Annotated in this window: 14 protein-coding genes; 4 read left to right on the top strand and 10 right to left on the bottom strand. The window is 44.8% G+C overall.

What is annotated here, in order from left to right:
- Positions 1–93: 93 nt before the first annotated feature.
- Positions 94–834: a sterol desaturase family protein gene (locus tag ACYFDN_RS10325; protein ID WP_483511011.1), complete on the bottom strand. Its 741-nt coding sequence runs from the start codon at positions 832–834 to the stop codon at positions 94–96.
- 155 nt (positions 835–989) lie between these two features.
- Here ACYFDN_RS10325 and ACYFDN_RS10320 point away from each other — a divergent pair, with 155 nt between their 5' ends.
- Together ACYFDN_RS10320 and ACYFDN_RS10315 are read left to right on the top strand one after the other, a co-directional pair.
- Positions 990–1,412 carry a GAF domain-containing protein gene (locus tag ACYFDN_RS10320; RefSeq protein ID WP_016403527.1) on the top strand — a complete coding sequence of 141 codons (423 nt, stop codon included), beginning with the start codon at positions 990–992 and terminating at the stop codon, positions 1,410–1,412.
- Positions 1,413–1,565: 153 nt separating this feature from the next.
- On the top strand, positions 1,566–2,759 hold the full coding sequence (locus ACYFDN_RS10315; RefSeq protein WP_040307596.1) for a cyclic di-GMP phosphodiesterase: 1,194 nt from the start codon (positions 1,566–1,568) through the stop codon (positions 2,757–2,759).
- Between the two features lie 63 nt (positions 2,760–2,822).
- On the opposite strand, the gene ACYFDN_RS10310 is transcribed toward ACYFDN_RS10315, so the two are convergent.
- From ACYFDN_RS10310 to ACYFDN_RS10300, 3 genes are read right to left on the bottom strand one after another with little or no spacing between them, the layout of a single operon-like run.
- Positions 2,823–3,269 carry a copper chaperone PCu(A)C gene (locus tag ACYFDN_RS10310; RefSeq protein WP_152784167.1) on the bottom strand — a complete coding sequence of 149 codons (447 nt, stop codon included), beginning with the start codon at positions 3,267–3,269 and terminating at the stop codon, positions 2,823–2,825.
- Between the two features lie 14 nt (positions 3,270–3,283).
- Positions 3,284–3,895: an SCO family protein gene (locus ACYFDN_RS10305; protein ID WP_483511008.1), complete on the bottom strand. Its 612-nt coding sequence runs from the start codon at positions 3,893–3,895 to the stop codon at positions 3,284–3,286.
- A complete protein-coding gene (locus tag ACYFDN_RS10300; RefSeq protein ID WP_483511006.1) occupies positions 3,892–4,347 on the bottom strand; it encodes a hypothetical protein in 456 nt (151 codons plus the stop codon). The genes ACYFDN_RS10305 and ACYFDN_RS10300 overlap by 4 nt, the downstream gene beginning before the upstream one ends.
- A 152-nt stretch (positions 4,348–4,499) precedes the next feature.
- Between ACYFDN_RS10300 and ACYFDN_RS10295 the strand changes: the two genes are divergently transcribed.
- A complete protein-coding gene (locus tag ACYFDN_RS10295) occupies positions 4,500–5,450 on the top strand; it encodes a DUF6279 family lipoprotein (RefSeq protein ID WP_483511005.1) in 951 nt (316 codons plus the stop codon).
- Here ACYFDN_RS10295 and ACYFDN_RS10290 read toward each other — a convergent pair.
- The gene (locus tag ACYFDN_RS10290; protein ID WP_040307594.1) at positions 5,383–5,988 is read right to left on the bottom strand and encodes an acetate uptake transporter; all 606 of its coding nucleotides are present in this window, start codon (positions 5,986–5,988) and stop codon (positions 5,383–5,385) included. The genes ACYFDN_RS10295 and ACYFDN_RS10290 overlap by 68 nt on opposite strands.
- Before the next feature lie 183 nt (positions 5,989–6,171).
- Between ACYFDN_RS10290 and ACYFDN_RS10285 the strand changes: the two genes are divergently transcribed.
- Complete coding sequence (locus tag ACYFDN_RS10285) at positions 6,172–6,513, top strand: 5-carboxymethyl-2-hydroxymuconate Delta-isomerase (RefSeq protein ID WP_483511004.1); 342 nt, start codon at positions 6,172–6,174, stop codon at positions 6,511–6,513.
- A gap of 4 nt (positions 6,514–6,517) precedes the next feature.
- Here the strand turns inward: ACYFDN_RS10285 and ACYFDN_RS10280 are convergent, their stop codons facing one another.
- From ACYFDN_RS10280 to ACYFDN_RS10260, 5 genes are all read right to left on the bottom strand, one after another.
- A complete protein-coding gene (locus ACYFDN_RS10280) occupies positions 6,518–7,504 on the bottom strand; it encodes a carboxylesterase family protein (RefSeq protein ID WP_483511003.1) in 987 nt (328 codons plus the stop codon).
- 54 nt (positions 7,505–7,558) lie between these two features.
- Positions 7,559–8,239: a MaoC family dehydratase gene (locus tag ACYFDN_RS10275; RefSeq protein ID WP_016403519.1), complete on the bottom strand. Its 681-nt coding sequence runs from the start codon at positions 8,237–8,239 to the stop codon at positions 7,559–7,561.
- Positions 8,240–8,408: 169 nt separating this feature from the next.
- A complete protein-coding gene (locus ACYFDN_RS10270; RefSeq protein ID WP_249483344.1) occupies positions 8,409–9,623 on the bottom strand; it encodes a phosphoenolpyruvate carboxylase in 1,215 nt (404 codons plus the stop codon).
- A complete protein-coding gene (locus ACYFDN_RS10265) occupies positions 9,620–10,279 on the bottom strand; it encodes a condensin complex protein MksE (protein WP_152784175.1) in 660 nt (219 codons plus the stop codon). Before ACYFDN_RS10265 ends, ACYFDN_RS10270 begins: the two co-directional genes overlap by 4 nt.
- Positions 10,276–13,995 carry an ATP-binding protein gene (locus ACYFDN_RS10260; RefSeq protein WP_483511002.1) on the bottom strand — a complete coding sequence of 1,240 codons (3,720 nt, stop codon included), beginning with the start codon at positions 13,993–13,995 and terminating at the stop codon, positions 10,276–10,278. Before ACYFDN_RS10260 ends, ACYFDN_RS10265 begins: the two co-directional genes overlap by 4 nt.
- Between the last annotated feature and the right edge of the window lie 135 nt (positions 13,996–14,130).

Genomic DNA, 14,130 nt, shown 5'->3' with positions numbered 1-14,130 from the left:
AAGTGGAGTTTTGTAAAAGGTTTTTTGGTGACGCTTTGGTTATGTAGGAGCTGTTAACTTGAGCTGATTAAGCTATTGCAGATTGGCTTTAGCTTATTTGCTCGGTGAGCGAAACGGCAGGCTTAATAAGCCTTTGAGTTGGCGGTTATCTTTAGCATTAGGCCAGTGACTTAGGCCAAATTTCAGTTGGTTATGCCCATCTTGCGGTTGAGCGACATAACTATGAAACAGTCTATCCCAAACCGCCAAATTAAAGCCGTAGTTGGCATTATGTTCATGATATCTTTGCGAATGATGTACACGGTGCATATCAGGAGTGACAAGCAGCTTTCTTAATAATGCATCTAGTTTTAAGGGGAGCTTTAGATTGCTGTGATTGAACATCGCCATGCCATTTAGTATCACCTCAAATAAAAACACCGCCAATATCGGCACGCCAAGCAATGTAATTAAGCCTAGTTTTATCAGCATCGATAAGGCTATTTCGATAGGGTGGAAACGTAATCCAAGGCTTACATCATAGTCTGGGTCAACATGATGCATACGGTGAATTCGCCACAGCCAAGGCAGCGAGTGAAATAACCTATGTTGCCAATAAATTGCCAGATCGAGCAAGATTACACACAAAGGTACGGCAATGGCTGCGCTAAGGTTTAGCTGATTAAACAAACCCCATTGCTGATGTTGCGCCCAACTAGCAAGCGCTAAAGTGGTGATAGGAAATAGCAGCTTTAAACATAAGCCATTTACTAGGATTAACCCTAAGTTGGCTGGCCAGCGCTGGGAGCGGGGAATACTGCGTTTGTGCCGTGGCCAAGCTATTTCTAGCAGCATAAAAAGGGCCAGCAGCCCAACAAATATCCCTAAACGCCAAAACTCGAGTGTTTGCATGGACCAAAGTATACTAAGCATTGTTAAAACAACAACCAAATCTAAGCTAAGATTATCTTATTGTTAATAAGCTTTTTTGAAATTGTTTGGAGTGAGCGATGGACGTGCAACAGTGGTTGAAGGATGCAGCTCAAGCCTTTGATATGCAACTAGGGATTATCAGCAATATCCAAGATAATCGTTACGTAGTGCTGGCGGCCTATTCTAGCCTTGATTTAGTGCGTGCTGGCGATGAGTTTCCGGTAGATATGACTTATTGCGCTGACGTGATAAGCCAGGAGAAGGTATTAGCTTATCACCAAGTGGGCGCCATGACCGAAATGTGCTTACACCCTTGTTATCAGGCTATGCATTTAGAAAGCTATATTGGCATTCCTTTAGTCAAGCATGGCGAAATTATAGGAACACTTAATTTCTCCTCTTTAGAACCAAAGAAACAAGGGTTCTCAGATAAAGATATGGAAAAAATTCAAGTGCTAGCCAATGAATACTTAGAACTGGCAGATTTAGCAGTTGATTAAACTTTCGAAAAAATTTACATTTCGTTTCCCTTTTTTGATAGCGATAACATTCTACACTTCTAAGGAAGGCTATTTTTTTTGATTGCTTTAGTATTATTCAAGCAGTGTTTTTCTACCTTTAGCCGTAATTTGGATGAGTGATTGCCAAGCCGTATGACAAGCCCTAAAGCCGATATAAGAACCATCAACATTGATGCCCTAAAAGAAGGTATGTTTGTTGTATCCATCACCAGCCAAACCGGCAAAACCAGCATTGCTCAATCTGGGCGTATTACTCAGTCTAAGCAAGTTACAGTTCTAAAGAATAAAGGGGTAAAAGTTGTAAATGTAGATTGGTCCAGAAGCGTGTTTGCAGAACAGGACTCGGAACAAAAATCTACCGAAATAAGCAGCTCAAGTAGCAAACCGAAGAAGCGTAGCGGTGAAAGCGAGAAGCAAGCCGCTAAAAAGTTGTTTAACGAAGCTAAAAGCTTACAAACCAAATACTTTAAGCAGCTACAACAAGGCGAACCCATTGACATTGAACCAATGGAAAAAGCCGCTGAAGGTTTAATTGACTCCCTAGAAAACCAAAGCAACGCCATGTTGTGTTTGGCCAAAATTCGCGCCAAAGATAAGTATTTGATGGAGCACTCTCTTAACGTGGGAATGCTACTGGCATATTTTGGCCGTTCGCTTGGTATGAACCGGACTAAGCAAAAACAATTGCTAATGGGCGGAATGTTACATGATATTGGTAAGATCAATACTCCCGATGAGATCTTGCACAAACCTGGCCGGTTAACTGACGACGAGTTTGTGATTATGCGAGAGCATGTGGTGCACAGCCACAATATTCTCAAAGAGCAAGAAGGCATTAGCAAAATCATGCTTGAAATTGCCAGTAATCACCACGAACGTTTGGATGGCTTGGGCTATCCCAACCAGTTAAAAGGCGATGAGTTATCGGCTTATACCCGTATGGCCAACATTGTGGATTGTTACGATGCGCTAACCGCCGACCGAGTTTACAAAAGTGGCATGCCGCCTACGGCCGCGTTCCGAATATTGTTATCGGGAGTTGGCACTCAGTTTGATAAAGCCTTGGTTGAAAAGTTTATCCGTTGCATGGGCGTCTACCCAGTCGGCACCTTGGTCAAACTAAAATCGGGTAAGTTGGGCGTGGTGGTTGAACGTAATGAGCTTAAGCCTCTACAGCCTGTGATTAAGCAAGTGTTTAATACGCTAACCAACACCCATACTGAGGTTAAGTTAGTAGACCTAAGTAAGTATGCGCATGAAGAAATTGAAAGTGCGGTATCTGCCCGTGACTACGGAATATCCTTAGACAGATACTTGTCTGAATAGCCAAATATTAAATGGGATTAAGCGCAGACTTAATCCCATAAATCTCTTTAAATAGTCGAAATTTTAGTGATGGTGCTTCATTTTGTGCATCACCTTTTTAACTGGCACTGTGAGCTGTTGCTGACTGCCATCGGAAAAGACCAGCGTTAATTCCACTTCTTCACCTTCGGCAAATTTGTTCGCTAAATCAAATAGCATTAAATGCAAACCGCCCGGCTTTAGCTCTACCTGTTTACCTGCAGGAACCTCGATCTTTTCCACTTGACGCATTTGCATAACATCACCGTCCATCAACATGGTGTGTAATTCCACACGACCTGCTGCTGGCGTGCTGGCCGATACTAGGCTAACCGTTTGCTCACTGTTGTTGTTCATTTGCATGAAGATAGCGCTGGTGGGCGCATTAGGTGGAGTGGCTCTCGCATAGGCGTCGTTAACGGTAATAGCGGCATCATTGGCTGCTAGGTGAACGCTAAATAAAAGACTGAGAGCGAGCAAGATTGAGCGCATGGTTAATCCTTATTTTATTGAGGAAGTAATTGTTGAATTTTGGTGACTAAAGGCTCTGGGTCTAGGGTGTGTGGCACTTTTGCCAGTAATTCGCCTTGAGCATTTAAGAAATAAAAAAACGAGTTGTGGTCAACGCTGTATTCCAATTGTGAGTCGGGAATGTCTACATACTTATAATACACTCCCAAGCTTTGGGTTAAGCCTAATAGCTGACCTTCTTGTGGGCTTAAGCCAATGATATCTGGGTGAAAATAACCTGCGTAGGTGGAAACCGTTTCTGGGTCATCACGTTTTGGGTCAACACTCACAAACAAGCTTTGCAGTTGCTGGCGTTGTGGCTCTGATATCCCCTGCAGTGCGGCGCTAAGTACCGCTAAAGACGTTGGGCAAACGTCTGGGCAGTGGGTAAAACCAAAGTAAGCAATATAGAGCTGTTTATCGTTATTCAGTTCAGTAAAGCGCCCATCACTACTGGTAATTTTGAACAAGTTTGTGGGTACGGTTGCAATCACTTTATTGCTTACCGCCGCTTGTTTAGGGCTAGAGTCTGCAGAAAACCATTGAAAACTCATTACTCCGGCTAATCCACTAACAATAATTAGAGCAATCCATGCTAGATATTTCATTGGCTATCTACCTCAAAACTAAGAGCAACAGGTTGGGTGGGGTCTAAAGAAACAATTTCTGCTCGCCAGCGCATTTTTCCAGTGTTACAAATCGGCAGCAAAATATCCGATTGATAGTGACCATGTTCGTTGGGCTCTAGCTGTAGCTTGATTTCCCCCATGTACATTTCTATCCCTTGTAAACGGAGTTCTAGGCTTGGAGGGTTTTCCCGATTGGTGCTTAACTCAAGATGCTGGCTTAACATGGCGGGAAGTTGCTCACTAGGTAAAGTTAATTGCCATGTTTGCTCATCAACTTGCCACTCACAGCGACCATTATGCAATTGTTGGCAGTGCTCAAAGTCTAGTGCTTCAAGCTGTTGTTGCTGCCAATAACTTACACCGATGCCAAGTCCAAAAGCGCCAGCAATAACTGCTAATACCAGTAATAATTTCTTAGTTAAACCAACCAATTAACCATCCATTGCGTGCTTGGTTTCACGCCACCATTGCAAGTAGGGCTAATCTACTCCGCTTGAATTAATCTCACAAGCCTTAATAATTAAATAGCTGCAGAGTGAGAACTATTTCCGGTTCTTTGGGTCTGCTTATTAAAGGAGGTGTTATGCAAACGAAGCCTTTTAGATGGATACTGATATTGATACTCAGCGGCTTACTGAGCGCCTGTGGTATGCGCTTTGTGTATAACAACCTTAACTGGCTGGCTTACTGGTACATCGATGATTACATCGAGATGAACAGCGAGCAAAAAGCAGCTTTTAAACCCATGTTAAAAAACTGGCTGGTATGGCACAGGAATGAACAGTTGCCGGTATACTTGGCTCAGCTGCAACTTTTTCATGCTCAAATAAATAGTGGTATTAGCCAACAACAATTATTAGAGCAAGTTGACGCTTGGCAAGAGCATTATCGGGTATTGGCTGGTCATGTGTATCTTGATGTAGCGCAGCTCGCACAAACTGCTTCTTCGCAGCAACTATCAGATTTTATGGCTAAGCTGGCCGAGCAACGCGAAGATAGCGATCGTCAACAAAGCCATTATGATTACCGTATTGAACACATTTCTAACAGTGTTGAGCGCTGGCTTGGCGATGTATCACCCAAACAACAACAGGTAATAGAGCAACTGGCTAAGCAGCTAATTGATACTCGTGCCGATTGGCACAACGTGCAAAGTCGCTGGCAGCAATATCTGGCTTATTCTCTAAGTGGACAAAGTAAGTCGGAAAATTTTGAGCAAGAATTTTATGTATTGATGGTGAATTCAGAATCACTCTGGCCGCCGGGCTTAGCTGAACGTTTCTATCATAATCGGCAATTGTGGGCACAAGGCATGAGCGAAGTATTAGCGCTGGCCAATAAACAACAAAAGCGTCATATCTTAGCTAAGATAGACGCTTATATTGAAGATCTTCAATCACTTATAGAAGACAATCCACAACCTGCAAAGCCAGATGTGGTGGCAAAGCTAGTTAAGCAATTAAGGCTTACGCAGCCACTTTTAGTGGCGCACTGTTGTCTTCAAACTTCATTGGACGACCAACAGGCAAAATAGTACGGCCGTATTCAGCATTAAGTACTTGGGCCATTGCAAAATAGATAGCTGACAGACCACAGAAGATGCCTTCGTAGCCAGCAATAGTGCCAATCAATTCACTGCCAGTGAAATCGCGAATTGCCAATAGCGCAAACAAAATGGTCAAGCTGCCGAATACTACTTGTTTAGCTGTTGGGTAACGTAATGAGCCCACAAACATGAACGCAGTGAACAAGCCCCAAAGTGCTAAGTACCAACCCATAAAGGTGTGAGGGCTAGGCTCGGCTAAGCCCATTTTAGGTAGTACCAACAAACCGACTAGAGTTAACCAGAATAAGCCGTAAGAGGTAAAGGCAGTAGTACCAAAAGTATCACCGCGTTTGAAGCACATAATCCCTACAATTACTTGAGATAAACCACCGTAGAAAATGCCCATAGCCAAAATCATTGCATCAATTGGAAAAAATCCGGCATTGTGAATGTTTAGTAACACGGTAGTCATACCGAAACCCATCAATCCAAGTGGGGCTGGGTTAGCGGTAGTAGTATTGCTCATAGTCGATGATTCCAAGTAAAAGGTTAAAAAAAGCACAGTGCTCCAAGGGCCGTGCATTATCTGAGCGAGCATACTTGATAGGTGTGATCTAGATCAACAAAAGCTTGGTTTTTATAAATTGTATTACTAAATAAATTTTTCTATCGTAAAGCTTAAATTTTTAGCATGTGTGAAGTACCAAAAATGCCGCATTGTATTGTTGAATATTCTCAAGACTTGAGTGAGCAAATTACTATTAGTGAGGTTTTAGCTAAGGCTTTTAATTTACTGAAAGATAGCGGTGAATTTGAGCCCGCGGCGATTAAGCTGCGAGCCATTGCTTATCAAGATGTATTAAGTGGTTTAGACGATCGCAGCTTCTTACATCTGCGTTTGCACATTCTTTCCGGAAGAACGACTGAGCAAAAGCTAGCCTTAACCACTGCGCTAGTAGAGGGACTCGGTGCAGAATTGCCCATGGTAAAAAGTATTAGCGCTGAAGTGTTAGATATTCAGCGCGAAAGCTACATAAAACGAATTAGTTAGCGGTTTAACCTAACTCAAATTTATCTAGTAGGGTGAGGCGAGTAAGGGCTAGCTGAGTGTGCTTGGCTTGCTCGATAAAGCGTAAGCAACCTATTTCACAAAACAGTAGATCTTTGGCAACCGGATAAAGAGTGAAGCTGAGCTCGTTGTCTTGTAGGTCTTTACAAAGCAGCTTAAGGCCCTGTTTTTCGCAATAACTAATGCTGACATAGTCATGCTGATTACCGTAGTCACCAGCAAGATGACTTAAATCTTGAAGACTTTGCCGTTCACTTTTTGGGCTTGGATTCGTTTGTTCAAATAGCCAGGTCCAAAAACTGCTAGTGGCGTAAAAATCGTCCCAAATATTATGTTCATGCTGCGGATACCAAGTGCTTTGTAGCTGAGCTTGCCGCTCCATTTGACCAAGCTTATGCGCTAGTTCTACAGAAAACTCTGCTGGGATTACTTCGTCTTTTAAGCCGTGAGCTAACCAAATTGGTAGCTGGTTAAGGCGTTGGTATAGCTCTTCGCAAACGGGGCGAGCTGGCAAGTTTAATGACCACGGCGCTAAGCGGTTAGGGTCTCCCGCCGCCAATATACTCAAGGCCGCAAAGCGCTGTGGCTGTGCTAAGGCTAAATTGGTAACGCCAAAACCGCCCATGCTTAAACCCGTCAAATATATTCGCTGTTTATCGATGGAAAACTGCTGTTCTATTTGGTCTAGTAAGCTGATCAGTTCAGCTATGGCCCAACCGTCGCGACCTTCCGGCACATGTGGGCTAATACAAATAGCGTCTAGGTGATGCTGTTGTAAGTAGCTATTGGGGCCAAAATTGAGCAGCTTTTCAATCTCACCGCCTATTTCCCCACGACCATGCAAAAACAGGACTAAAGGGTAATGTTTAGCGCTATCTAGCGAGCTAGGCTGACTCAGTAAATACTGGTAGGAAGGTTTATTTTGATGAGTATGCTGCTGAACAGAGATGGAATGAGAATGCGCTGTGTTCACGTTAAGCTCCTTTAACTAAACCCTAACGTGAACCATCATAGCGAGTTGTGGCGACTAAAAATAGAGACGAACTACCGATTCCACCACACAAGCTGGGCGACGACAGCCTTCAATTTCGACGGTAATTTCTTTTACTAGCTCTAAACCTCGCTTAATTGGTACAACCTTGGTTAAGCGGGTACGGGCTCTAATTCGATTATTTACCTTAACCGGGTAAGGGAAACGAACTTGGTTGATGCCGTAATTCACCATCATTTTTGCCGATGGATAAAGCGGTTTGTCTGGGTCAACACTTTCGGTAAGTGCTGGCAGTAAGGACAAGGTTAAAAAACCATGAGCAATAGTGGTTTTAAACGGTGACTCTTCTGCGGCGCGCTGCGGATCGGTGTGTAACCACTGGTGATCTTTCGTGACATCGGCAAATTGATTAATTCGCTCTTGGGTGACATTGAGCCAGTCGCCAATGTGGATTTCTTCACCCAGCTGCATCGACAGCTCTTCTAACAAGGCTTCAGCTTTTGGATGTAACTCTATGGTTTCTTTAAAACTGGCTTGTTGCTCACCATTGGAGCTTAATTGGTGTTCTCTTACCCAGTTAACTAATTGACTATCATGAGCTTTATTTAGAAACTCAATCCAGTGATCGCGAATGGCAGGCGATAGCCAATCTTTCAATTCAAATGGGTTTTGGGCTAGCATTTCACGCTTTTTCTTAATAAAATCAACTACTTTCATATTTACTCTCTAATGCGTACCGGCCCAACAACTGGCATATTCTAAAATAATGAATTAGTCAGTCAAATATTTCTATAGGTAAAACGTAAGTGCTTGTAATTAAATATAGGCACTGCTTATTTAGTCGGCAAGAATGTGCTTAGTTAGCTAAGCACATTTGTTGGCTGAATTAACGCAACCATACCTGTAAATCGCGAACAATCCGGTTGCCGCTAAAGATTGGGTGTGGGTCTTCAATGGGGTCTAGCGCAAAGTAGTCACGCTGCTCTTCTGGCAGAGCATGGTAGCTGCCCCACACTTGGTATAACCAAGCCTCGGCATCCCATTCTAAGTGCTGTTCTTGATAGTACTCTAAAGCCGTTTGGCCCGCTGCACTTTCTATTACGCCCAACAGGTAGTTTTCAACGTCTTGCTTAATTTTTTGCTCTTGCAGGGCAAACTCTTCGGCGCCTTCTAGAGAAACCGCATGTTCGGTGTCGCTTTCGCTAACTTTAGTGTGACGTTGCAACTTGAGCTGGCTAAGCGATAGCAATAAGTCGTGTTCATGTTCGCTGTTGTGAATATCAACACTGGCCTTGGATAGTAGTGCAGGGGCTTGGTTAAATAAGCTCGCTACATCGAGTTGTTGCGTTGGGTCTTTCGGGCTGAAGTCGGGATGCTGAGCATGAAATAGCTGCAAACCTTTAAGCAGGCGAGACTTACCACGTAACTCGCGAAAACGGCCGAGCAAAGTGAGTAGGCGTGTTTGCACAACGGCCAGCTCTTGGGTGCAGTCGTAAACCGCTTGGCTTAGGTTCAACACCAAGATCCGGCGCAGCTCGCGAATATCGCCAGCTATTTGGCTCAAAGTATCAAAGTTTAATAAGGCGAGGCTATTGAGCAGTTCGCTCACTTGCTGCTGAGCTAACTCATTTTCACGGATTTTAGCGCTTAAGCTGGGCACATAACCAAACTCATTGTTGATTCGGCTCCACAATACCCGCGAGCTATGGCGCAGGCTTTCGGTGAGGCTGTAGCTGTGTTCGCTTAAATCGCTGAGGTAAACGTCGGCTGCGGCTAAATCGCCAATATGTAAGGCTTCTTTGTAGTGTGCTGCCAAGGTTTTTATGGTTTCTAAGCGCGAGCCAACATTAGAATCAATTTGCCGATTACGAGTATCACTTAAAGCTTCTTCCAGTAATGAGCGCAGGTTAGAGCTTAAATGCAAGCCTTCGTCGGCTGATGGGCGCCAAATAACGCCAGCTTTGAGTAAGGCGTCAATCTGTTTACTGTCTAGCTTACTTTCATCTAGCTTGCCGTTAACGTAAGCATGCATCAGGCTTTCGCCATGACGCGCAAGCAGCTTAAATAGCTTTAAGCCAGCTTGTTGCAAATGTTGGTTCACAGTAAGGGCTCCTGCTGGCCAATGGCATCCATGGCTTGTTGTTCTAAGCCTAGGCCTTCGGCTTCATCAATAAAACTAATGACTTCAAAAATGTAATCCACTTTTGCTGTGGCAATGTAGATCTGTTTTTCTTGGTTTGGTCGAACTAAATAGCCTTGTTCACAGAGGCGCTTAAACACTTGCTTAAGTTGACCATCTACTTGGCTACTGGTTGAGCCAAACAACTTGTATTGAGATATTTTTGCCAGTTGTTCACGCAGCGCTGGGGTGTCTTCCACCACGGTTTGCAACTCGCTTAAACGCAGCGCTACTCCGGCACTAATGGGGCTATCTTGGCCTTGTGCTTCTTGGCTGAGAATTAGCCACTCGGTGAGCGGCAGTAAGCTGCCGGCAATTTCGCTAAATTGCTGGCTTATCACTTTGTGTTCATTGTCGCCTAGCTCGCGATAGGCGCAAAAATACAGTTCGCCTTCACAAGCACTGGCAAGGCGACGATTAAGCACATGTAAGTGGCTGTCGATGCGCTCGCGGTTAGCTTCTTCGGCTAAAAAGTGAAAACCATCTTCGTCACTCACTTGGCAGATAAATTGGCCACTTAACAGGGCTTCTAAAATCCGTCCGGTTTCGCTCATGCCGGTGGCGCTTAACTTACTCATAGCTCAGCCTCCGCTTGTTTAGTACTGGCTTTTGCCGCTTGGGCTGCTTTTAGCTTTTCTTGTAAAGGATTAATTCGCGGCTGCACAACTTGCAGTTGGCGCTTGTCACGGTTGATGATGTAGCGGTGGGTGAACAAGTCCAATACCTCAGATTCTGGGTTAGGAAAAGCCCCCAGTATGCGAATTTGGTTATGGTCACAGGCATCAAAGATCTTTTTCACATTGCTTTGGTGCAAGGTGCCTAATTCATCAATTGGCCAGTGAATGTAAGTATCGGCATTGCCACGCAATAAGCGGGTAAAGGCCAATAAGAACTTACACAAAATTAAGTAGGCCATGCCGTGGCTACTGGATTCATTAAGCTGGCGGTCGGTGCGGATCACTAGGTCGCTATTGCCCTCGCGCAGGGTTAGCTCAATCAGCAATAATCGAGATACCCCTTCTTTAAGTGCGCTGCGACCAATAATGTCTAGTGCTACCCGCATGCTGGTGGCGTAGTCTTCGTCGGGCAATTGATTAAAGCCTTGCTGCTGCCAAGCTTGGAAGTTATCTACAAAGGTTTTTAGTTCGTCCCAAAACTCTAGTTCGCTAATCTTAGAGCGAATTTTTACTGCTGAATCAGATACGCCATCTAGGCTTAAGTCTTCACCAATTTCGCGGGTAATACGGCGGCTTTGGCTCAAAATTCGTTGGTCAATGTCGCTTAAGTTTTGGTAGAAGCTGCTAATGCTCATGCCTAGGTTGCGACCGTGGTCGATTAGGCCTTGTACTTTTTGCGGCACTAAACCGTTTAACAGTTCAGATAGGTGTGGCACTAACTCACGATAGGCGAGGGTACTTTCACCTTCTTCGTTGGTGCGCCGGCATGCGGCACGCGAACGCTCCCAAGTTTCGCTTAAGTCTGAGCCAGCTTGTTGCGCTAATAGGCTATCAAAATGGCGAACCGAATCATTTACTTGCTCAAGCTGCTGGTTACGCTGCACAATTTGTTGCTCGGCTTGGCGAGCTCGCTCGGCGGGTGTACCGGCAGCTTCTGCTGTTTGGTCTACTTGGTTTTGCTTGGGTAAAGCCAATTGTTTGATTTTTCGTAACAGGTTTTGAGTTTGGCTGTATTGTTGCTGAAGCTGTTCTAGTTCTTGTTTGAGCTTGCTGAGCTCAGTTTGCTGGCTATCGCGCTGCTGTTTGAAGTGAGCCAGTTGCTCGTTAAGGGCTTGCTTAGCACTACTTTGTGCTTGGCGAGCATTGGCAAGGGCATCGTTAAGCTGTGGTTTTTGGTTTAGCCACACTTGTTGATGCCAAATTTTGTATTCGCTTACTTCATCACGGTACTGCTCGGCGTCTTGAATTTGTTGATTAAGTTGGCGCTTTTGCTTGGCTAAATCAACAATCAGCTGGTCATCTAAGCCCTGTGCCTGCAACTCGCCGCGATACCATTGTTCCGACTGTTTTAGCGCTTCTTTCGCTTGTTTTTGGCGATTGCTAATGGCGTCTTGAGCTTGGCTTAGTTGCAAGGCTAGCGCATCAATCTTTTCTTCCCACCAGGCCATTTTTTCTAGCTTGGCTTCTTGGTGTTGTTCGCGTAACTCGTCTAGGTATTCTTGATGCTGTGTTTGCGCATTGTCTAAATAGGTTTTCAGCTTAGTTTGTTTTTCTAGTCCAACGCTTTGGCGCTGTTTAAGGGCACTAGAAAAGCTCTCTTTGAGTAGTTGTTTTTCTTCTTGTAGACGTTTGAGTTGATCTTCACTGTTGTGGTGAGCCGCTGTAGCTTCGGCGACTGACAAATCTTGCTGCTGCACGGCTTTGTTGGCGTCACTTAAGTCTAGTTCGGCTTGTTTAAGTTGTTTCTGCGCTTCGTTAAAGCTTTGCTGAATTTGCTCAATCTGCTGTTTGATTTGCTCTTCTGTGGCGGCACATTCTGGGGCATCGATGGCTTTTAAATCTAAGGCTAGACCAAATACGCTTTGATGGTTGGTTTCGCTATGAGGTTTTAAATCACGACGATTGAGTAGCTCAGGGTTAATTAACTTACCAATGCTTTGCTCCCACTGTGGGTGCTCGCTACGTAGGTGCGCCAGTAGGCTGCCATCGGCCGGTTGCAGGCTGTCTTTTAGCCCACTTAGCTTTTGTTCTAGCTGGCGAGATTGTTGGCTGGCGTTGGCTAAGGTTTGGTCGGCTTGTTGGCGCTGCTGCTTTAGGCTGTGCAATTGTTGGTTGTGTTGGCGAACTTGCGCAGATAACAACTGTTGCTGCTGGTTGGCCTCGTCGAGGCGATTATCCATGATATTAAGCTGGCGGCTTTCTTCTTCGGTATAGCCCATTTGTAGGGTGCCGGCCTCTAGCTGTGCCAGTTCTAGCTGATTTTTATGCTGCTGTTGTTGGAAGCTTTGCTCAACCTGGTTAATTTGTTTTTGTTGCTGCTGTTGTTCGTTATTTAGCTCAGCTTGTTGCTGTTGCTTCTCTTGGTTGAGCTGTTGCTGCAGCTGATCTTTGTTTTTATGCAGTTTGTTTAATGCCGAGTTTAGCTGCTCGTTGATTTCGCTTTTGCGTTGGTTGAAATGAGCTTCAATATCGCTGTGTTGCTCGGTGAGCAGCTGGTGGCGTTCGCTAACTTCACGTACTTGCTCACGCCAAAGTGGTAGCTGCTCAACCGCGCTAAGTGCTTGCTCGATGTTTTTATCTTGCCAAGCTTGGTAATCGTCTTCGATGTGATTAAGTTGCTTGTCGAAACTAGAAACATCGGCATTGGCGCTAGAGACAGCTTGGTTAAGCTGTTCACGTTGATTTTGCCACTCTTGCTCTAGTTCACTTAACTGTTGTTTTAGCTGGTTAAGTTGGCGTTGCGCCTGTTCACTTTGGCTAAATAGCTCCGCTTCATCGTTTTGCAGGCTTTTGTCTAGCTGGTTTAATTGAGCTTCGCTGCTGAGCAGTTGTTGGTTAATTTGCTCGAGCTTTACAAATTTAGGGCGAATTGCTTCAAACTGCTGAATTAAGCGGGTTTCTTGGATCCACGCTTGTGCTTTGTTGGCGTCTACCCAGGTGGGTTTTAAGGTAACGCCTTCTTCTTCCAAAATGGCGGCAATCATCGATTTGATGGTTTCCATTTTGCCTTCTTTGGAGTGCACTGCTTTGGCCAATTTTTCAATGTGGCGCAGGCCATGCTTTGGATCGCACATAGAAAACTGGCGAGCAAAGGCTTTTAAATCGCTGTCGCCGGCATTTTGTAAACTACGGTCGTTTTGAATAATTGCCCGAAATTCTCTGGTATTTAGAAAACGCGTAGTGGCTAGCGCGGCGCCATTGTACTCTTGCTTCTTGAGTTTTTGGCCCAGTTTAGCGGGAGCCAAAAACCAAGTACCTTGCTCGTCTTGTTTGTCGATAAAATCTTCTAGCTCAAAAGGCTTACCAATAAAGCGGTATTTTACCCCTTGGTCTTCACGACCCGATGACAAGACTACTTGGGCAACTTGGTCATTGTATTGCTGGTACTCGTAGATGATGTAGCTGGCTTCTCGTGGTAGGTACCAGCGCTCAAAACTGTCGCGGGTACTTGGCACTACGCGGCTGGGGTATTCGCCATAAAATACCGGAATAAGACGCTGTAATGTGGTTTTTCCTGAGGCGTTAGTTCCACATATATTGCTGTGTTGGTCGAGTTTTAGTTCTACCACACCTTTTAGGTGAGTATCGATCAAGATGATCCGCAATAAGCCAGACAAAGTGCATCCTTTTAAATTAACTAAACGTAGCACCCACCGCTGAAGCAAGTGCTGCTGCCATAATCAAACAACAAACCACACTTGGGCTTGAACGCGGGCAGGGCAATAGCTCAGTTTAACTAAGAACGGACAGCG

It is taken from the genome of Agarivorans sp. D1326 (genome assembly GCF_056958115.1).
This window is presented reverse-complemented; position numbering and strand designations above follow the sequence as displayed.